The 19,645-nt window shown below is 66.5% G+C and carries 20 protein-coding genes; 9 read left to right on the forward strand and 11 right to left on the reverse strand.

The features are described 5' to 3' along the window. Positions 1-2 precede the first annotated feature (2 nt). Entirely contained in the window at positions 3-2,786 is a 2,784-nt protein-coding gene (gene topA / locus GTK09_RS17935) for a type I DNA topoisomerase (protein ID WP_163464852.1), read from the reverse strand. Between the two features lie 195 nt (positions 2,787-2,981). Between topA and GTK09_RS17940 the strand changes: the two genes are divergently transcribed. After that, entirely contained in the window at positions 2,982-3,215 is a 234-nt protein-coding gene (locus GTK09_RS17940; protein WP_163464853.1) for a hypothetical protein, read from the forward strand. Between the two features lie 31 nt (positions 3,216-3,246). Here GTK09_RS17940 and dprA read toward each other — a convergent pair whose 3' ends face one another. From dprA to GTK09_RS17960, 4 genes are all read right to left on the reverse strand, one after another. Then, complete coding sequence (gene dprA / locus GTK09_RS17945; protein ID WP_163464854.1) at positions 3,247-4,380, reverse strand: DNA-processing protein DprA; 1,134 nt, start codon at positions 4,378-4,380, stop codon at positions 3,247-3,249. Between the two features lie 70 nt (positions 4,381-4,450). Further along, a complete protein-coding gene (gene plsY, locus GTK09_RS17950) occupies positions 4,451-5,062 on the reverse strand; it encodes a glycerol-3-phosphate 1-O-acyltransferase PlsY (RefSeq protein WP_246217990.1) in 612 nt (203 codons plus the stop codon). Between the two features lie 104 nt (positions 5,063-5,166). Beyond that, positions 5,167-6,465 (reverse strand): dihydroorotase, encoded by a 1,299-nt coding sequence (locus GTK09_RS17955; protein WP_163464855.1) that lies wholly within the window; start codon positions 6,463-6,465, stop codon positions 5,167-5,169. Continuing rightward, on the reverse strand, positions 6,462-7,418 hold the full coding sequence (locus tag GTK09_RS17960) for an aspartate carbamoyltransferase catalytic subunit (RefSeq protein WP_163464856.1): 957 nt from the start codon (positions 7,416-7,418) through the stop codon (positions 6,462-6,464). The genes GTK09_RS17955 and GTK09_RS17960 overlap by 4 nt, the downstream gene beginning before the upstream one ends. A gap of 78 nt (positions 7,419-7,496) precedes the next feature. Between GTK09_RS17960 and GTK09_RS17965 the strand changes: the two genes are divergently transcribed. The 3 genes from GTK09_RS17965 to GTK09_RS17975 all read left to right on the forward strand — a co-directional run bounded on the left by GTK09_RS17965 (position 7,497) and on the right by GTK09_RS17975 (position 10,186). After that, positions 7,497-9,152: an acyl-CoA dehydrogenase family protein gene (locus GTK09_RS17965; RefSeq protein ID WP_163464857.1), complete on the forward strand. Its 1,656-nt coding sequence runs from the start codon at positions 7,497-7,499 to the stop codon at positions 9,150-9,152. Positions 9,153-9,290: 138 nt separating this feature from the next. Next, positions 9,291-9,851, forward strand: a complete 561-nt coding sequence (locus tag GTK09_RS17970; protein ID WP_163464858.1) for a hypothetical protein — start codon at positions 9,291-9,293, stop codon at positions 9,849-9,851. Beyond that, complete coding sequence (locus tag GTK09_RS17975; RefSeq protein ID WP_163464859.1) at positions 9,851-10,186, forward strand: DUF6105 family protein; 336 nt, start codon at positions 9,851-9,853, stop codon at positions 10,184-10,186. The genes GTK09_RS17970 and GTK09_RS17975 overlap by 1 nt, the downstream gene beginning before the upstream one ends. Here the strand turns inward: GTK09_RS17975 and ruvX are convergent. Then, entirely contained in the window at positions 10,140-10,610 is a 471-nt protein-coding gene (gene ruvX / locus GTK09_RS17980; protein WP_163464860.1) for a Holliday junction resolvase RuvX, read from the reverse strand. The genes GTK09_RS17975 and ruvX overlap by 47 nt on opposite strands. A 119-nt stretch (positions 10,611-10,729) precedes the next feature. On the opposite strand from ruvX, the gene GTK09_RS17985 reads away from it, so the two are divergent. The 5 genes from GTK09_RS17985 (at position 10,730) to GTK09_RS18005 (ending at position 14,167) form a co-directional block, all read left to right on the forward strand. Then, the gene (locus GTK09_RS17985; protein WP_163464861.1) at positions 10,730-11,431 is read left to right on the forward strand and encodes a metal-dependent hydrolase; all 702 of its coding nucleotides are present in this window, start codon (positions 10,730-10,732) and stop codon (positions 11,429-11,431) included. A gap of 175 nt (positions 11,432-11,606) precedes the next feature. Beyond that, on the forward strand, positions 11,607-11,894 hold the full coding sequence (gene gatC, locus GTK09_RS17990) for an Asp-tRNA(Asn)/Glu-tRNA(Gln) amidotransferase subunit GatC (protein ID WP_163464862.1): 288 nt from the start codon (positions 11,607-11,609) through the stop codon (positions 11,892-11,894). A 3-nt stretch (positions 11,895-11,897) separates the two neighbouring features. After that, positions 11,898-12,368 carry a GNAT family N-acetyltransferase gene (locus tag GTK09_RS17995; protein ID WP_163464863.1) on the forward strand — a complete coding sequence of 157 codons (471 nt, stop codon included), beginning with the start codon at positions 11,898-11,900 and terminating at the stop codon, positions 12,366-12,368. Further along, positions 12,365-13,846, forward strand: a complete 1,482-nt coding sequence (gene gatA, locus GTK09_RS18000) for an Asp-tRNA(Asn)/Glu-tRNA(Gln) amidotransferase subunit GatA (RefSeq protein ID WP_163464864.1) — start codon at positions 12,365-12,367, stop codon at positions 13,844-13,846. The genes GTK09_RS17995 and gatA overlap by 4 nt, the downstream gene beginning before the upstream one ends. An 87-nt stretch (positions 13,847-13,933) precedes the next feature. After that, positions 13,934-14,167, forward strand: a complete 234-nt coding sequence (locus GTK09_RS18005; protein WP_163464865.1) for a hypothetical protein — start codon at positions 13,934-13,936, stop codon at positions 14,165-14,167. A gap of 470 nt (positions 14,168-14,637) precedes the next feature. Here GTK09_RS18005 and mazG read toward each other — a convergent pair whose 3' ends face one another. The 5 genes from mazG to metG form a co-directional block, all read right to left on the reverse strand. Further along, a complete protein-coding gene (mazG, locus tag GTK09_RS18010) occupies positions 14,638-15,540 on the reverse strand; it encodes a nucleoside triphosphate pyrophosphohydrolase (protein ID WP_163464866.1) in 903 nt (300 codons plus the stop codon). A 446-nt stretch (positions 15,541-15,986) separates the two neighbouring features. Continuing rightward, positions 15,987-16,112, reverse strand: coding sequence for a hypothetical protein (locus GTK09_RS27850; RefSeq protein WP_281353458.1), 126 nt, complete (start codon positions 16,110-16,112; stop codon positions 15,987-15,989). Positions 16,113-16,352: 240 nt separating this feature from the next. Next, the gene (locus GTK09_RS18015; protein WP_163464867.1) at positions 16,353-17,162 is read right to left on the reverse strand and encodes an MBL fold metallo-hydrolase; all 810 of its coding nucleotides are present in this window, start codon (positions 17,160-17,162) and stop codon (positions 16,353-16,355) included. A 39-nt stretch (positions 17,163-17,201) separates the two neighbouring features. After that, positions 17,202-18,002: a TatD family hydrolase gene (locus GTK09_RS18020; protein ID WP_163464868.1), complete on the reverse strand. Its 801-nt coding sequence runs from the start codon at positions 18,000-18,002 to the stop codon at positions 17,202-17,204. Beyond that, entirely contained in the window at positions 17,999-19,567 is a 1,569-nt protein-coding gene (metG, locus tag GTK09_RS18025) for a methionine--tRNA ligase (RefSeq protein WP_163464869.1), read from the reverse strand. The genes GTK09_RS18020 and metG overlap by 4 nt, the downstream gene beginning before the upstream one ends. Positions 19,568-19,645: the final 78 nt, after the last annotated feature.

The following is a 19,645-nucleotide window of genomic DNA, read 5'->3' on the forward strand; positions in this document are numbered from 1 at the left end:
CGTCAGTCCGCGTCCCAGGGGACGCTGTCGGACGCCTCCGCCGGAACCTTCGCCTTGGCCGCCGAGCCTTTACCGGCGGACGTCTTCGCGGCGGCCGCATCCTTCGCGCCAGTCGATCCCTTCGCCTTGGTCGCGGTCTTCGCCTTGGCAGGCTTTTTCTCGCCGTCCTCGGTCGCCTTGCCGTTGGAGGCCTTCTTCGCCGGAGCCTTCTTGGCCGAAGCCGACTTCTTCGCCCCGGAGGTCTTGGCGCCGGTCTTCTCGGCCCGCTCATTGAGGATCTGGATCGCCTCTTCGAGCGTCACGGAAGCCGGGTCCTTGCCCTTGGGAAGCGTGGCGTTGATCTTGCCGGTGTTGACATAGGGCCCGAAGCGGCCGTCGCGCACGGTGATCTCGCCGCCCAGCGTCGGATGTTCGCCGAGCGTCGCGATCGCGGCGGGCGTCGCCCGGCCCCGCGGGCCCTTTTCCTTCTTCTCGGCGATCACCGTGACGGCGCGGTTGAGGCCGACCTCGAAGACGTCCTCGATCGTCTCGAGATTGGCATACATGCCGTCATGCTGCAGGAACGGACCGTAGCGCCCGAGGCCGGCAAGGATCGGCTTGCCGCTTTCGGGGTGCAGGCCGACCTCGCGCGGCAGCGACAACAGCCGCAGGGCCTTTTCCAGATCGATCTCCGAAGCCTGCCAGCCCTTCGGCAGCGACGAGCGCTTGGCTTCCTTGCCCTCGCCGCGCTGGACGTATGGCCCGAAGCGGCCGGAACGCAGCGTCACCGGCTCGCCGGTCTCGAGATCGGTGCCGAGATCCTTCGGGCCGTCGGCGGTCTCTCCGTCGGCGGCATCGGCCGAGAAGCTCGTGCCCAGCTGGCGGGTGTAGCCGCATTCGGGATAGTTCGAGCAGCCGACGAAGGCGCCGAACTTGCCGAGCTTGAGCGACAGCTTGCCCTCGCCGCAGCGCGGGCAGGCGCGCGGCTCGGTGCCGTCCTCCTTCGGCGGGAAGACCAGCGGCGCCAGTTCCTCGTTCAAGGCGTCGAGGACGTCGGAGACGCGCAGCTCCTTGGTGCCTTCGACATGGCCGGAGAAGTCCTGCCAGAAGTCGCGCAGGACATCCTTCCAGGAGAGTTCGCCCGCCGAGATCTTGTCGAGCTTTTCTTCGAGATCCGCGGTGAAATCATATTCGACGTAGCGCTCGAAGAAATTGTGCAGGAAGGCGGTGACCAGCCGGCCCTTCGCCTCGGGCAGCAGCTTCTTCTTGTCAACGACGATGTACTCGCGATCCTGCAGGGTCTGCAGGGTCGCGGCATAGGTCGACGGGCGGCCGATGCCGAGCTCTTCCATCCGCTTGATCAGCGAGGCTTCGGAAAAGCGCGGCGGCGGCTCGGTGAAGTGCTGGTCGGCGTCGATGCCCTTGCGCTCGACGCTCTCCTTCGCCGCCATCTGCGGCAGCCGGGCATCATCGCCCTCGTCGTCCGTATCCGTGGGCGATTTGGAATCATCGCGGTGGTCGACATAGGCGGCGAGGAAGCCGTCGAACTTCACCACCTGGCCGGACGCCCGCAGCTTCGCCGTCTTGCCGTCGCCCTTGGCGTCGATCTCGACGGTGGTCCGTTCGATCTCGGCCGAGGCCATCTGGCTGGCGATGCCGCGCTTCCAGACCATGTCGTAGAGCCGGAACTGATCCGGATCGAGGAAACGCTTCACCTCCTGGGGCGAGCGGGTGAAGTCGGTCGGGCGGATGGCCTCGTGGGCTTCCTGGGCGTTTTTCGCCTTGGTCGAATAGAAGCGTGGCTTCTCCGGCACGTACCGCGCGCCGAAGCTGGTGCCGATCGCACCACGGGCGCCTTCGATTGCCTCGGGCGCCATCTGGACGCCGTCGGTCCGCATATAGGTGATGAGGCCGACGGTCTCGCCGCCGAGGTCGATACCCTCATAAAGACGCTGCGCGACCTGCATGGTACGCGAGGCCGAGAAGCCGAGCTTGGCGGAAGCGGCCTGCTGAAGGGTCGAGGTGGTGAAGGGCGGACCGGGATTGCGGCGCGTCGGCTTCGCCTCGACGCTTTCGACCGTGAAGGTCGACGCGTCGAGCATCCGCTTGATCGTCCCGGCGACGTCGCCGTTTTTGACGCTGAGGCGCTGGATCTTCTCGCCGTCGAAGGCGGTCAGCCGGGCATCGAAGGCTTCCTTCCGCTCGGTCGCCAGATGGGCGACGATCGACCAGTACTCTTCTGGCTTGAAACGCTCGATCTCGGCCTCGCGGTCGCAGACGAGGCGCAGCGCCACCGACTGGACGCGGCCGGCAGAACGCGCGCCGGGCAGCTTGCGCCACAGGACCGGGGAAAGCGTGAAGCCGACCAGATAGTCGAGCGCCCGACGGGCGAGATAGGCGTCGACCAGCGGCTCGTCGATCTGCCGCGGATTGGCCATGGCGTCGAGCACGGCCTTCTTGGTGATCGCATTGAACACCACGCGGCTGACCGGCTTCTTGCCGATCGCCTTCTTCTGTCGCAGCACCTCGAGGACGTGCCAAGAGATCGCTTCGCCCTCGCGGTCGGGGTCGGTGGCGAGAACGAGGGCATCGGCCCCCTTCATCGCCTGGACGATCTCGCTCAGCCGCTTCTGGGACGGTTTCCCGACCTCCCAGCTCATCGCGAAGTCCTCGTCCGGGCGCACCGATCCGTCCTTGGCCGGCAGATCGCGAACATGGCCATAGGAGGCAAGGACCTTGTAGCCGTTGCCGAGATATTTGTTGATCGTCTTCGCTTTGGCGGGCGATTCGACGATGACGACGTCCATAAGATTCCTGTTCGCGTGAGGGCGTGGCAGATCGGGCCTTCGACCGTGTCGGCTCGGCGTGAACCCGGCGCAAGGCATGCGACAGATGGACAGTCACGCCGGAACGGTCAAGCCCGCAGCATCTTTCGGCGCTTGTGGTTGCAACCATTAGACGAACGTGTTTATAACCATGCAACCAAACTAAGATGGTGCCGAATGTCGGTTTTTGCCCGGAAAACCCCAATCCATGTCGAGTTCAGAAGCATGAAAGAAGGCGACGGCAGTTCACGCGCGAATCTCGAATATGTTCGCGACATGATCGAACAGCTAAAGGTTGTATCCGGTGCCGAAAAAGGCGCCATCCTGCTCTATTTCCTCGATATGGCGAAGCTTGAGACGGAAGCGTGGATTGCCAGTCTCGACCAGGCCGCGGATGGCCCGTCAACCTGATCGGTTGTCGCGCGGAGCTGGGACGGCGGCCCTACAACAGAAGCGACACCATGCCGCCGGCATGGCGCTCCAGCCGTCCGGCAAGGTCGAGTTCGAGAATCACCAGCTGAACGACGCCCGGCGAGATTCCGGTATGGGCGATGATCTCGTCGATCGCCACGGGGGTCGGCCCGAGGGTCTCGACGATCCGCGCCCGCTCGCCCTCCGAGGGTTCTTCCATCGGCCCCTCCATGTCTGGTTCGCCAAGCGCACCGTCGTCTGGCTGTTGGCCCCGCGCCGCCAGCGGGTCCAGCGCTTCGAGGACGTCGGCTGGCTCGCAGGCGAGGATCGCGCCTTCGCGAATCAGCCGGTTGGCGCCGGCGGCGCGCGGATCAAGCGGCGAGCCCGGCACGGCGAAGACGAGGCGGCCGAGCTCTCCGGCCAGCCGCGCGCTGATCAGCGATCCCGAGCGCAGCGCCGCCTCGACCACCAGAAGCCCCAGCGACAGCCCGGCGACCAGCCGGTTGCGCCGCGGAAAGTCGATCGCCCGCGGCGTCCAGCCGAAGGGCATTTCCGAGACCAGCGCACCGCCCTCGTCGACGATCTTGCGCATCAGCGGGCGGTTTTCGAGCGGATAGGGCCGGTCGAGGCCACCGGCGAAGACGCCCACCGTTCCGGTGGCGAGCGCCGCATCGTGGGCGGCGGCGTCGATGCCGCGGGCAAGCCCGGACACCACGACATAACCGGCCTTTCCCATGCCGGTGGAGAACATCCGCGTCAGCTTGATGCCGGACAGCGAGGCGTTGCGGGCGCCGACGATGGCCACCGACGGCCGTTGCAGACAGACCGCATCGCCCATCAGCGCCAGCACCGGCGGCGCGTCCGCGACGCTGCGCAGATGCACCGGATAGTCCGGCTCGCCCCGGCAGACGAATCGCGCGCCGAGCTTTTGCGCCCGGGCCATTTCTTCGCTGGCCGCCGCCTCCGAACAGACGACGATCCGCCGGCCGCCGCGCGAGGCGAGATCGGGCAGGGCCTCGAGCGCGGCCGCAGCCGTGCCGAAGCGGTTGACGAGTTCGCGGAAGGTGACGGGACCGACATTCTCGCTGCGGATCAGCCGCAGCCAGGACAGCCGCATCGCCTCGGTGAGGACGACGCCGCGCCGCGGCGCGGCGGGAAGGCTCATGCCGCCGCTCCCGGGCGATCTCCCGGACCGCCCGGGGTGGCGCCGTCTCTGCGGCCGTTTCGCCGCGCGCTCATGCCTTTCCGGCCCCGATCTTCGGCTCGGTTCCGGCCATCAGACGGCGGATGTTGGCGTGGTGGCGGATATAGACGAGCACCGTCAGCACCGCCGTCAGGAGCGCTGCCGCCGGATAGCCCAGGAAGAAATAGGCGATCGGCACGAGCAGCGTCGCGACGAGGGCGGCGAGCGAGGAAAATCGGGTGAGATAGGCCACCGAGAGCCAGGCGATGGCGAAGACGACGACGCCGAGCGGCGCGATGCCGAGCAGGATGCCGAGATAGGTGGCGACCCCCTTGCCGCCCTTGAAGCCGAGCCAGACCGGGAAGACATGGCCGAGAAAGGCGCCGACGCCGGCGGCCGCCGCGTAGAACGGGCCGAGGTAATAGAGTGCGACGAAGACCGGCACGGTGCCCTTCAGGATGTCGCCCAGAAGCGTCAGCGCGGCCATCGCCTTGTTGCCGGTTCTGAGCGCATTGGTTGCGCCGATGTTGCCCGAGCCGATCTTGCGGATGTCGCCGAGGCCGAAGACATAGCCGAGGACGAGACCGAAGGGGATCGAGCCCGAGGCATAGCCGCCGGCGAGGCAGACAATGGCCCAGCCGAAATTCAGGGACGCGTCCTCCAGCACGATCTTTCCTCCAACTCGAAACTGCGATGCCCGCCGATTTGTCGGCCAAGTACTTGATATAACGGGGGCAAGTGGTCGAGCCGACTTCTGCCGTCCCGGGCCTATCCTGCCGCTTCGAAGACTGTGCGGCCCGAAACGATCGTCCGCAAGACCTGGCCGGCGAAGCGGGCGTTCTCGAAGGCGGAATTCTTCGAGCGTGAGCGGATGAGGTCCTCGGTGAAGACGAAGGGCCGGTCGAGATCGACGATGGCGAGGTCGGCCGGCGCGCCGGGTTTCAGCGTTCCCCGGTCGAGCCCGAGCAGCGCCGCCGGCGCGCTGGTCATCGCCTCGACGAGCCGCATCAGCGGCACGGCGCCGGAGTGATACAGCCGCAGGGCGGCCGGAAGGAGCGTCTCGAGGCCGATCGCGCCGGCCTCCGCCTCGGCGAAGGGCCGCCGCTTGTCGTCGGCGTCCTGTGGATCGTGGGAGGACACGATGATGTCGACCGTGCCATCGGCGAGCGCCTCGACCATGGCGAGCCGGTCCTCTTCGCGCCGCAGCGGCGGGGAGAGGCGGAAATAGGTCCGGTACTGGCCGACGTCGTTCTCGTTGAGCGACAGATGGTTGATCGAGACGCCGGCGGTGACGGCAAGGCCGCGGCGCTTGGCGCCAGCGACGACGGCGGCCGATTCGCCGAGCGAGATCTTCGCGGCGTGATAGCGGCAACGGGTCAGCGCGGCGAGCCTGAGGTCGCGCTCCAGCGGGATGATCTCGGCCTCGCCCGGAATCCCCGGGAGCCCCAGCCAGGAAGCGTAGAGACCTTCGTTCATCACACCGCTGCCGGCGAGGGCCGCATCTTGCGTCTCGTGCATGACGACGGCGCCGAAATCGCGGGCATAGGTCATGATGCGGCGCATCAGCGCCGGGTCCGCCAGGGTCTTGCGCCCTTCCGTGAAGGCCTTCACGCCGGCATCGGTGAGAAGCCCGATCTCGGTCATCTCCTTGCCTTTCAGCCCCTTGGTGAGGGCCGCGGCGGGAAAGACGTTGACGAGGGCGGTGTCTCTCGCCGTGCGCATGACGAATTCGGCGATCGCGACGTCGTCGATCACCGGATCGGTGTCCGGCATGGTCAGGATCGAGGTGACGCCGCCCGCCGCAGCCGCCCGCGAGGCCGAGGCGATGGTCTCGCGATGCTCGCCACCCGGCTCCCCGATGAAGACGCGGGCGTCGACGAGGCCGGGCAGGGCGGTGCGGCCCGAACCGTCGATCACCGTCGCGCCGTCCGGCCGGCCCTGGTTCAGGGCATCCGCTCCGGCGGCGACGATAACGCCGTTCTCGACGATGATCGTGCCGACGGCGTCGAGCTTGCGGGCGGGATCGACGATGCGAATCTTCTCGATGACGATCGGGCGTTCGGTCATCGGTTGCCCTCCGCCGAGAGACCTAGAAGGTATTCGATCACCGCCATGCGCACCGCGACGCCCATCTCGACCTGTTCCTCGATCACGCTCATCGGTCCATCGGCGATCTCCGAGGCGATCTCGACGCCGCGATTCATCGGCCCGGGATGCATGACGAGCGCATCGGGCTTGGCGTAGGCGAGCTTCGTCGCATCGAGCCCGAAATAGCGGAAATACTCGCGCACCGAGGGGACGAAGGCGCCCTCCATGCGCTCGCGCTGCAGCCGCAGCATCATCACCACGTCGGCGCCCTTCAGCCCCTCGTCCATGCGCCGAAAGACTTTCACGCCCATCTGTTCGATGCCGCTCGGCAGAAGCGTTGATGGTGCAACGACGCGCACCTCGGCCCCGAGTGCGTTGAGCAGAAGAATGTTGGAACGGGCGACCCGGCTGTGCAGCACGTCGCCGCAGATCGCGACGATCAGCGTCGCGATGCGGCCCTTGTGCCGGCGGATCGTCAGCGCGTCCAGAAGCGCCTGGGTCGGGTGCTCGTGGGCGCCGTCGCCGGCATTGACCACCGAGCAGGCGACCTTCTGGGCGAGCAGCGCGACGGCGCCGGCCGAATGGTGCCGGACGACGAGAAGGTCCGGCCGCATGGCGTTGAGCGTCATCGCCGTGTCGATCAGCGTCTCGCCCTTCTTCACCGAGGAGCTCGCCACCGACATGTTCATGACGTCGGCCCCGAGCCTTTTGCCGGCGAGCTCGAACGAGGCCTGGGTTCGCGTCGAGGCCTCGAAGAACAGGTTGATCTGGGTGCGCCCCTTGAGCACCGACTTCTTCTTCTCGACCTGCCGCGAAACGGCGACATCCGCCTCGGCGAGATCGAGAAGTTCGGTGATGTCCTGGGGCGAAAGGCCGGCGATGCCGATGAGATGGCGGCGGCGGCTCGGAAGGCTTTGGGCGGGTGCGGTCATCAGGAACAAGGCCTATAAGGTTTTCCCAAATGCGCGGCAAGAACTCCGCGCGATCTCAGAAAACGAGAAGGCAGCGAGATGGCCGAAACGCTTCCCGCCACCAACGAGGTGTTCAACCAGTCCTCGGACTATGCCGGCTTCAACGCCTACCGCTCCGATCCGCTCCTGAAGTTGCTGACGGCGGAGTTTCCGGCCGACGTGGTCGTTTCCCTCGACCAGCACGGGCGCTTCTGCGGCTCCCACGAGGCGCACGACCTTGCCCGTCTCGCCAATTCGGAAAAGCCGACGCTGCGCCGTTTCGACGAGAAGGGCCGCCGGCTCGAAATGCTGGATTTCCACCCGGCCTACCACGCGCTGATGCGGCGCTCGGTGGCCGAGGGCCTCAGCGCGTCGATCTGGTCGGGCGCCGATTCGGAGGCCGGCATCCGCCACCGGGCGCGGGCGGCGCGCTTCTACATGACCGCCGGCGTCGAATGCGGGCATCTCTGCCCGATCACCATGACCAGTGCCTCGGTCGCAGCGCTCGCCGCGGCGCCGGAGCTCAAGGACACCTGGCTGCCGCTGATCGCCTCGCGGCAATACGATCCCGGTGTCAAGCCGCCGATGGAGAAGGCCGGCCTCACCCTCGGCATGGGCATGACGGAAAAGCAGGGCGGCACCGACGTTCGGGCCAACACCACGCGGGCCGTCCCCATCGGCGAGGGGCGATATGCGATCACCGGCCACAAATGGTTCCTGTCGGCGCCGATGTGCGACGCCTTCCTGGTGCTCGCCCAGACCGATGCGGGCCCGTCCTGCTTCCTGATGCCCCGACGCCGTTCCGACGGCTCGCTCAACGGCCTCTTCGTTCAAAGGCTCAAGGACAAGCTCGGGAACCATTCGAACGCCTCTTCCGAGGTCGAGTTCGTCGAGGCCGACGCTCATCTCATCGGCGAGGAGGGGCGGGGGATCGCCACCATCCTCGACATGGTCACGTTGACGCGCGTCGATTGCGCGCTCGCTTCAGCCGGTCTGATGCGCGGCGCGCTGGCCGAGGCGGTCCATCACTGCCGCGAGCGCAAGGTCTTCGGCAAATACCTGATCGACCAGCCGCAGATGGTCCGCGTCCTCGGGGAACTGGCGCTGGACTCCGTCGGGGCGACGGTGCTCGCCTGGCGCCTCGCCGAAACGCTCGACCGGCGGGACGCCGACCCGGAAGACGCCGAGGCGCGGGCCTGGGCGCGGGTGATGACGCCGGTGACGAAATACTGGGTCTGCAAGCTCGCCCCGGCCTTCACCTACGAGGCGATGGAGTGCCTCGGCGGCAACGGCTACGTCGAGGACGGCCGGCTTGCCCGCGCCTATCGAGAGGCACCGGTGAACGCCATTTGGGAAGGCTCCGGCAACGTCGTCGCGCTGGATCTCCTTCGCGTGCTGAAGCGGGATCCGGAGGCCTTCGACACGGTCATCGCAACGATCGAGCGGGACCTCGGCGAAGCCGCCGGCGGCACACCGGGTGTTCTGCGTGCGGCTGTCGATGTCGTCCTGTCCGACGAAGGCGCCTGCCGGCTGCTCGCCGAACAGCTGGCACTCGCCGCCGCAAGCGCCAGCCTGAAGCGCCTCGGCCTTGGACCGATCGCTGCCGCCTTCGCCGAAACCCGCCTCGGCGGCGTCTTCAGCCACACCTACGGCATGGTCGATCTGCGGCATGACTGCCGCGCCATCCTCGACGACCTCTGCCCGCCGCTGCGCTGAGCCCTTCACTTCGAACGGCTCGAAACACCCGCAGAGCCGGGGCCGTTAAGCATAATCCGGCGTATGCGTTGCCGGGCGAAACCGAACAAGCGATGGTGCCGTTAACGGATCGGTAACCAACGATGACGGGTGAATGCCGTGACGAACCGCATCGCGTCGATTTTCGCGCTCTCCGGCTGGGCCGGTTTCTGCGGCCTTGCTGCCGTGCGCTGCGTCCATGAGGCGGAGCTGACCGAGCTCTTCTTCGGCTCGTTCGTCACCGGGCTGATCGGCGAAGCCCGGCTCGAGCCGCTCGGCGTCGCGCATCAGGAGCTTCTCGGGCTCGCGGCGATCCTCGTTGCCCTGACTGTCGCCTTCGCGGTCGCGACTGCCGGAATCATCCGCCTTGGCAAGGCACACGAACGGTTCTCCGAGCCTTTCGCCGCCGCGGCGTTTTCGGCGCTATTCGGCTTCTACGCCGCGCTCGCCTTGTCCGGCTCGCCTGCGATCGCGCTGTTCGGGCAGGGCCCGCTCGTCACCTTGTTCATCGCGCTCGGCTTTGCCGCGCTGCTGTTCGACCATCTGATCGCCGATCAGGAGGACGAAGAGGGCGACGAAGCCTTCCACACCATCATGACGCAGCTCGAAGAGGCTAAGCGTGCGGCCATCGCCGATCGCCGCCGCGGCGAGGGGCGCGACGCCGACGAAGACCGTCGCTGATGCGGGCGATCCTGATCCTCTCCCTCGCGCCGACGGCGCTGCTGTTCGGCTGGTACTGGCTGTCGCTGGCCGACATCGGCGGCAGCTTCGGCGGCGTCTATCTCTCCCGGGAGATGAACGAGGGCGTGTTCTTGCTGTTGGGGCGTCTCCTTCAGGTGGAGCCGGAACACCTGCCTGGAATGTTCACCTCCGGGTTCGCCTTCGACGCCGCCTTGCTCTTCGGATTCCTGGCTTTCCGGCGTCGCCGCGCGCTTGCCGTTTGGTGTAGCCAGCTCCAGTGGCCCGCCTTCAGCCGCGCGAGCCCGCGATACGATCGAGCGCCCCCTGGAGAATGAAGGCGGCCGCCGCCGAATCGATGCGCTCCGCCCGTTTGCCGCGCGATACGTCGGCCGAGATCATCGCCCGCTCCGCCGCCACCGTCGACAGCCGCTCGTCCCAGAAGAGTGCCGGGCGGGCGTCCAGCGGCGCATAGTTGCGCATGAAGGCGCGGGTGGACTGGGCGCGCGGGCCTTCGCTGCCGTCCATGTTGAGCGGCAGGCCGATGACGATGGCCGCCACCTGTTCCTCGTCCAGCGCCTTCTTCAGGGCAGCCGCGTCGAGGGTGAACTTCTTGCGCCGGATCACCGGCCGCGGCGTCGAAAAGCGCCAGCCGCGATCCGACAGGGCAACGCCGATGGTCTTGCTGCCGAGGTCGAGGCCGGCGATCGGCAGACCGGCCGGGACGGCGGCGAGAAATGCGTCGAGGTCGAGCATCGCCATGGCTACGCCTTGACCCGGCGGGCGGGCTGAGCACTTACCGGCGACGAGGCCCCTGGACCCCGCAAGACGACCGGGGCGGGGGCAGACCCCAGTTTCTCAGCCATCAAGAGGCCCGCTCCATGAAGATCACCTATTTCGGCCATTCGGCCTTCCGCATCGAGACCGGCTCGTCGGTCATTCTGGTCGACCCGTTTCTCACCGGCAACCCGCATTTCAAGGGCGATGTCGCCGAGGCGAAGAAAGGCGTCACCCACATCGCCATCAGCCACGGGCATTCCGACCATGTGGGCGACGCCATCGCCATCGCCAAGGAAACCGGTTGCAAGGTCGTCGCCAACTTCGAGATCTACACCTGGCTCGGGCAGAAAGGCGTCGAGACGGCCGAGTTCGCCGGGACCGGCGGCACCGTCTCCTTCGACGACTTCTCGGTCACCCTGACCCAGGCCTTCCATTCGTCGAGCTTCACCGAGGAAGACGGCCGCATCGTCTATCTCGGCATGCCGAACGGTCTCGTCTTCCATTGCAAGGACGGACCAACCGTCTACCACATGGGCGATACCGACATCTTTGGAGACATGGCGCTGATCGAGGAGCTGCACCAGCCGAAACTCGCCATGGTGCCGGTCGGCGACCGCTTCACCATGGGCGGGGCGGTCGCGGCGGTGGCCTGCCGGCGCTACTTCAAGTTCGACACGATCATCCCGATCCACTGGGGAACGATGCCGATCCTCGACGCCAACCCGGACAAGTTCAAGGAAGCCATGGAAGGCGACGCCGGCAAGGTGCTGACGCCGGTGATCGGCGAAGCCTTCGAAGTCTGAGCCAGAACGCGTCGTTTCGAGGCCTGCACGAGCAGAAGCCGCTTCCCGCCGGGAGTGGGATCCGAGCGGGCTTTTGCGAGATCAGTCGAGCGTTGCATCCCCGGTGGGCCGTTGCCACCCGGGGATGGCGTCGTTATAGCACGGCAAATCCTGTGAACCTGCCGCCGGAGACATCATGTCCGTCGATTCCGCCACCGTGCGCCGCGTCGCCAAGCTCGCCCGGATCGCCGTCAGCGAAGAGGACGTGACGGCGATGGAGGGCGAGCTCAACGCCATCCTCGGCTTCGTCGAACAGCTCTCGGAAGTCGACGTCTCCGGCGTCGAGCCGATGACCTCGGTCATTCCGATGGCGATGAAGAAGCGCGAGGACGTGGTGACGGACGGCGAGAAGGCCGATGACGTCGTCGCCAACGCTCCGGCGAGCGAGGATCACTTCTTCATGGTGCCGAAGGTCGTCGAGTAGGCCATGGTCCCGTCGATCGCCGCAGAGACACCGCTTCAAGACGATATCCGATCGATGGTCGAACGGCTCAACGCCTATCTTCAACCCCTGTCGCCGCCGCAGTTCCAGTTCCAGCTGACGGTCGAGCAGATGGCCGGCGCCGATGCCACCGTCTTCGTCGCCCGCGACGAGGCTGGAACCGCCGTCGCCATGGGCTCTCTCAAGGTGCACGACATCGAGATGGGCGAGGTCAAGCGGATGTTCAGCGAAGCCCATGTCAGGGGCAGGGGGCTCGGCCGCGCGATCCTCGACGTGATCGAGGCGAGGGCGCGACAGCTCGGCCTGTCCCGTCTCGTCCTGGAGACCGGCGCGACGCCGGGCTTCGAGCCGGCCTGGGCCCTCTATGAAGGGGCCGGCTTTACCCGCTGCTCCGCGTTCCTCGACTATCCCGATTCCGAATACAGCCGATTTTACGAAAAGAGCTTGTCATCATGAGCGATCTCACCGCCCTGACCATCGCCGAGGCGCGCGAGAAGCTGGCCGCCAAGGAGACCAGCGCGAGCGAACTGACCGGGGCCTATCTGACGGCGATCGAAGCGGCCAATCCGTCTCTCAACGCCTATGTGAAGGTCACCCCGGACAAGGCGCGGTCGATGGCCAAGGCCAGTGACGAGCGGATCGCCAAGGGCGAGGCGGGGCCGCTGGAAGGCATACCGCTCGGTATCAAAGATCTCTTCGCCACCGAGGGCGTCCATACCCAGGCGGCGAGCCACATTCTCGACGGTTTCGAGCCGCGCTACGAATCGACCGTCACGGCGAACCTCTTCGCCGACGGCGCGGTGATGCTCGGCAAGCTGAACATGGACGAGTTCGCCATGGGCTCGTCCAATGAGACCTCCTATTACGGCCCGGTCAAGAACCCCTGGCGCAAGCGCGGCTCCAACATGGACCTCGTGCCGGGGGGCTCCTCCGGCGGTTCGGCCGCCTCGGTCGCCGCGCATCTCTGCGCCGGCGCGACCGCGACCGACACCGGCGGCTCGATCCGCCAGCCGGCGGCCTTGACCGGCACCGTCGGCATCAAGCCGACCTATGGCCGCTGCTCGCGCTGGGGCATCGTCGCCTTCGCGTCCTCGCTCGACCAGGCGGGGCCGATCGCCCGGGACGTGCGCGACGCCGCGATCCTCCTGAAATCCATGGCCTCCGTCGATCCGAAGGACACCACTTCGGTCGACCGCGAGGTGCCGGACTACGAGGCCGCCATCGGCCGCTCGGTGAAGGGCCTGAAGATCGGCGTTCCGAAGGAATACCGGATGGAGGGCATGCCGGGCGAGATCGAGACGCTCTGGCAGAAGGGCATCGAATGGCTGAAAGAGGCCGGCGCCGAGATCGTCGACGTGTCGCTGCCGCACACGAAATACGCGCTGCCGGCCTATTACATCGTCGCCCCGGCCGAGGCCTCGTCCAATCTCGCCCGCTATGACGGCGTCCGCTACGGCCTTCGGGTGCCGGGCAAGGACATCGCCGACATGTATGAAAAGACCCGCGCCGCCGGCTTCGGCCGCGAGGTCAAGCGGCGCATCATGATCGGCACCTATGTGCTGTCGGCGGGCTATTACGACGCCTATTACCTGCAGGCCCAGAAGGTCCGCACGCTGATCAAGCGCGACTTCGAGACGGTCTATGCCGACGGCATCGACGCGCTTCTGACCCCGGCGACGCCGTCGGCCGCCTTCGGCATCGGCGACCAGGACATGGCGTCGGACCCGGTGAAGATGTATCTGAACGACATCTTCACCGTGACGGTGAACATGGCCGGCCTGCCGGGCATCGCGGTTCCTGCTGGCCTCGACGCGGGCGGCCTGCCGCTCGGCCTGCAGCTGATCGGCCGGCCCTTCGACGAGGAGACGCTGTTTTCGCTCGGCTCGGTGATCGAGAAAGCCGCGGGGCGGTTCACGCCGGAGAAGTGGTGGTAGGTTTCTGCCGCGACGGGACTGGACCGAGCGCCGCCTGATCGTACCTGTCCGTCGGAGCAAAACTGGCGAACGGTGAAGGAGGACGCGATGGCAGAGGCACTGAAGACGGCGATCGACAATCTGAAGGCCGGCGACTGGGACGGCGCCCACGCCATCGTCCAGGACGATCCGTCGGCCGAGGCCGCCTGGATCCACGCCCACCTGCACCGTGTCGAGGGCGATCAGTCGAACGCGGCCTATTGGTATCGCCGCGCCGGACGGCCGGTGCCGACGAGCGGGCTGGACGAGGAGCGGGAGGCGATTGCGCGGGAGTTGTGTTGAGGCCAGCTCGGTCGCACGCACCAGGACAGCGCGTAGCCGATGAGACGGTGCTGTAGCGGGCGTGATACCCCGGCCTCGTCTTCCTCGGCTGTAGCGCCGGTGCGTTCAACCCATGATGTCGAACCGCCCGCAATGGATGTGGCATTCACTTCGGCCGCGCCGCTCAAATGTTCGAGTTTTCTGGCGTTCGACGCCAGCGCGTTGTCATCCTCGGGCTTGTCCTCACAAGATTAACACATTTCCGAGGGGCATCGTTTGCAAGCCGATGCTCGGCAGCGTCTACGTGGGCGAATGTTGGCGAAACTTCGAAGCTCCGTCATTCTCGGGCCCCGTCCCGAGAATCCAGGGGCACCCGCCGCAACATCGACCGCTTCCGACTTCTGCAGCTGAAGCCAATCGCGCCCGACGATTTCTGGATTCTCGGGACGGGGCCCGAGAATGACGAAGCGTTGAGGCTGGCGCCTCCGGCTTCAGCCAGCCGATCCACCGCCACCGACGCGGGCCTTCGCCGCCACCCAAAGCGCCTCCATCTCGTCGAGGCTGGCGCCTTCGAGCGTGCGGCCGGACGCCGCCAGCCCGTCCTCGATGAAGCCGAAGCGGTCGCGGAATTTTCGGACGCAGCGGCGGAGCGCCTTCTCGGGATCGACCCGGTGGTAGCGCGCGAGATTGACGACCGAGAACAACAGGTCGCCCATCTCCGCCTCGGCGGCATCGTCGTCCTTCGCCGCGACGGCCTCGGCGAGTTCGCGGGTCTCTTCCTCGATCTTGGCGAGGATCGGCTCCGGCCGGTCCCAGTCGAAGCCGACGGCGGCGGCCTTGGTCTGGATCTTGAGCGCGAGCGTCAAAGCGGGCAGGGCGGCCGGCACCCCGTCGAGATGTCGGGCGCCCGCCTCCGTTAGGCCCGCATGCGCGACGCCTCCGGTCGACGCCGCGGTCTCGGCGGCACCCGACAGCCGCGCCGTGGCCGATGTCTCGCGAAGCATCCGGCGCTCGGCCTTTTCCTCCGCCTTGATCCGCTCCCACTGGCCCTTGGCGCTTCTCGCCGAGCGCGCCTCGGCATCGCCGAAGACATGCGGATGGCGGCGGATCATCTTGCGGGTGATGGTCTCGACCACGTCCTCGAAGGAAAACAGTCCGCGCTCTTCGGCGAGCCGGGCGTGATAGACGACCTGGAGCATGAGATCGCCGAGCTCTTCCTTGAGGTCGACGGCGTCGTCGCGCTCGATGGCGTCCGCCACCTCGTAGGCTTCTTCGATCGTGTATGGCGCGATCGTCGAAAAATCCTGCTCGATGTCCCACGGACATCCTGTGTGCGGGTCGCGCAGCGCGGCCATGATCTCGATCAGGCGTGAGACGTCGCGGGCGGGTTCCATGAGCATGTCTCCGAACGATGGGCGGCAGCGGTGGCGTTGCGCTCGCCGCTGCCGACAGATCCGGCTTGTAACGCTGCAGCGGCCGCCTGACGAGCCGCGGGAAGCACCGTTTTGCCACTCGTTCGTGCGGGCCGAAATTACCCGGCCGACGAAACGCGGTGACGAAAGCCGATCATTTGCGTCCAGCCTGTGCGGAAAGACGAGCCTTCAGCGAGAGAGAGGCAGCGACCTGACGAATTTTCGGGGGCAGGATCGCACACAACCGAACACGCGCCGCCACTGTCGGATACCTAAGTGTCATAAGATAGATTATGGAACTCAAATGAGCATGGATGAGGCGTCGGCTCACGTCCGTCTCATCTCGATCTGCGCACTGCGTCGTGCTGCTCAGTCTGCAGACTGTCGCAGACGTCGAACGAGCCGGCCACGACGGATGGGAATCATGGTCAATAGGTCGTTGCGATCTTCCAGGCCGCAGCGGACGGCATCGGCTGCTCCTCCGGTGGCCGGGTGCGTTCCAGCGGCAGCGAGAACGGACCGCGCTCGGAGACCATCCAGAGAGGCTCGCGCATCCAACCTTGCTGCTCGTCTCCCAGCCCGGCTCGATGTTCGTGCGCCGCCAGGAGCACCTTGGTGGCTCCGTGATCTGGATTGGACGCCGAGCTCGTCCCGGGTGCAATCCTAATCACCGCCGTGATCGCCGAACCGTACCGATGCGCCGTGTTTGATGCTGCTCGTTCAGGCACGGCGCGAACGTCCGCTGATCGCCGGAACTCCCGGCTATGCGGTCCCGGCCGATGCGCCGCGAAGCCTCACGGCAGCGGCAGTTCGATGACCAGCCCGTCGTGGCCCGGCCGCACATGCGCCGGCAGTTCGCGGCAGAGCGTCGCGTAGTCGAGCGGCGTATGCATGTGGGTCAGCGTCGCCTGCGGCACGCCGAGCCGCTCGATCCACGAAAGCGCCTGTTCGACGCTGAGATGGCTCGGATGCCGCTTGTATTGGAGGCAGTCGATGACGATGTGCTCGGCGCCGTCGATGGCCGAAATCGCCGCGTCGGGAAAGTCCGAAACATCGGTGCAATAGGCCACCGGCCCGATGCGGAAGCCCATCGAATGGATGGAGCCGTGAACCTGCCGGAACGGCCGGATCTCCAGCGCGCCACCCGGACCCTCGATCCGAAACGGCTCGTCCTCGCGCATCGGGACGCGGCGGACGATCGGCGGATAGTTGCTGCCCTTGGGCGTCTCGAAACAATAGCGAAACGCCTCGTGGACCCGTTCGTAGGTGGCGTCGTCGGCATGGACGGCGATTTGCGTGCGCTGGGCCAGCATGAAACCGCGCAAATCGTCGATGCCGTGGATGTGGTCGGCATGGGGATGGGTCAGGAGAACGGCGTCGAGGCGCTTCACCTTGGCAGACAGCATCTGCTCGCGAAAATCCGGGCCGCAGTCGATCGCCACGGTCGTCACGCCGTCGGCGCCGATCCGCTCGATCAGCGCGGCTGCCCGAAGCCGCCGGTTCTTCCGGTTTTCCGGGTCGCAGGCGCCCCAGTCGCCGTTGATCCGCGGCACGCCGGGCGACGACGAGCAGCCGAGAATGGTGAGGCGCAGCCGGTCTGACATGTCTGGCGTTTCTCGAAAAATGCTTGCGGCGAAGGACGGTCAGCCGGCCGTCCGCGGATCTTCGATCCGCCTGAAAAGTCGAAAGAAGTTGTCCGACGTCTGCCGCGCGATGGTGTCGAGATCGACGCCCTTCACCTCGGCCAGCACTTCCGCCGTCAGCCGGGTGAAAGCCGGCTCGTTGCGCTTGCCGCGATGGGGCGGCGGGGCGAGATAGGGCGCGTCGGTCTCGATCAAAAGGCGCTCCATCGGCACGTCGGCGGCGATGGCGCGGATGTCGGCCGAGTTCTTGAAGGTCAGGATGCCGGAGAAGGAGACGTATCCGCCCAGTGCCACGCCGGCCTCGGCGAGTGCTCGGCCGGAGGAAAAGCAGTGCAGAATGAAAGGGAAGGTGCCCTTCCCGCTTTCATCCTCCAGAATGGCGATCATGTCCTCGTCGGCCTGCCGCGCGTGGATGACCAGCGGCAGCTGCGTCTCGCGCGCCGCCGCGATATGCGTGCGGAACACCTTGGCCTGAACGTCGCGCGGCGCCTTGTCGTAGTGATAGTCGAGCCCGGCCTCGCCGATCGCGACGATCTTCTCGCGTTTCGAAAGCTCGACGAGTTGCGTGACGGTGACGTCCGATTCTTCGGCGGCGTTGTGCGGATGCGTCCCGACAGAGGCATAGACCTCGTCGAATTCCCGGGTGATCGCGAGCAGCCGATCGATCTTGGCGACGAAGGTCGAGATCGTCACGAAGCGCTGGACGCCGTTTTCCCTGGCTCTGGCGATCAGGTCCGCCCGCTCGCCGTCGAAATCCGGGAAATCGAGGTGGCAGTGGCTGTCGACGAGGAACAGGCTCATGCCGCGCCTCCTTTCGCTCCGTCCTCCTCGGCAAGTGTGTCGACGTAGCGCGGGAACACGCCCTGCGGCGTCGGCAACGGGCTGCCCGGCTTCAGCGTGCGCTCCGGCGCGAGTTCGCTGAAGCTGCGCCGATCCGCATCGACGCCAAGGACGTCGAGCAGCTTGCCGGCGCTCTCCGGCACGAAGGGCTGCAAAAGGATCGCGGCGCGGCGCACCACCTCTGCTGTGACATAGAGCACCGTCGCCATGCGATTGGGATCGGTCTTGCGCAGCGCCCAGGGCTCCTCGCCGGCAAAATAGCGATTGGTGGCCGAGACGAGCGTCACGATCGCGCCGAGGACGTGATGGATTTCCTGCCGGTCGATGGCTTCGCGCGCGGTGACGAGCAGCTGATGCGACTGAGCGAGGATCGTTTCGTCGGCATCGGTGAAGGCGCCCGGCGTCGGCACCTTGGCGTCGCAATGCTTGGCGATCATCGACAGGGAGCGCTGCGCCAGATTGCCGATGTCGTTGGCGAGTTCCGAATTCGTCCGGTTGACGATGGCGTCGTGGGAATAGTTGCCGTCCTGGCCGAACGGCACCTCGCGCAGCAGGAAATAGCGCAGGCGGTCGAGGCCATAGGTCTCGATCAGCGCGAAGGGATCGATGACGTTGCCCACCGACTTCGACATCTTCTCCCCGCGGTTGAACAGGAAGCCGTGGCCATAGACGCGCTTGGGCAGCGGCAGACCCGCCGACATCAGGAAGGCCGGCCAATAGACTGCGTGGAAGCGCACGATGTCCTTGCCGATGACGTGGAGATCCGCCGGCCAGAAGGCCGAGCGATCGCCCTCGCCCGGAAAGCCTGTCGCGGTCAGATAGTTGGTGAGCGCATCGACCCACACATACATCACGTGCTTCTCGTCGCCGGGCACCGGGATGCCCCAGTCGAAGGTCGTGCGCGAGACGGACAGGTCCCGCAGTCCCGAGCGGACGAAGGACATCACCTCGTTGCGCCGCTCGGCCGGGCCGATGAAGTCCGGGTTGTTCTCGTAGAGTTCGAGCAGCGGCTCCTGAAACTTCGACAGCTTGAAGAAGTAGCTTTCCTCCTCGACCCATTCGACCGGCGAGCCCTGGGGCCCGTAGCGCTGGCCGTCCTCCCTCAGGGTGATCTCGTCCTCGCCGTAATAGGCTTCTTCGCGGACCGAGTACCAGCCGGAATAGCTGTCCTTGTAGATGTCGCCCGCGTCCGCCATCAGCTTCCAGATTGCTTGGCTGGCGGCGTAGTGGCGCTCTTCGGAGGTGCGGATGAAGTCGTCGTTGGAGCCGCCCAGCGCCTTCGTCATCTTCTCGAATTCGGCCGAGTTCTGCTCGGCGAAGTCGCGCGGCTCGATGCCCGCCTTGCGCGCCGTCTGCAGCATCTTGATGCCGTGCTCGTCGGTGCCGGTCAGGAAGAACACGTCGTAGCCGTCCAGCCGCTTGAACCTGGCCAGCGCATCGGTCGCGATGAACTCGTAGGCGTGGCCGATATGCGGGCGACCGTTCGGATAGGAGATCGCGGTGGTCAGATAATAGCGTTCGGCCATGGCGCTTTCGCTGAATTTGCTGTCGAGAAGACGCGGCCGTCGTTTTGCCGCGCGGTGCGGATCAGACTCCGCTGCGAA

It is taken from the genome of Jiella pacifica (assembly GCF_010500815.1).
GTDB lineage: Bacteria > Pseudomonadota > Alphaproteobacteria > Rhizobiales > Rhizobiaceae > Jiella > Jiella pacifica.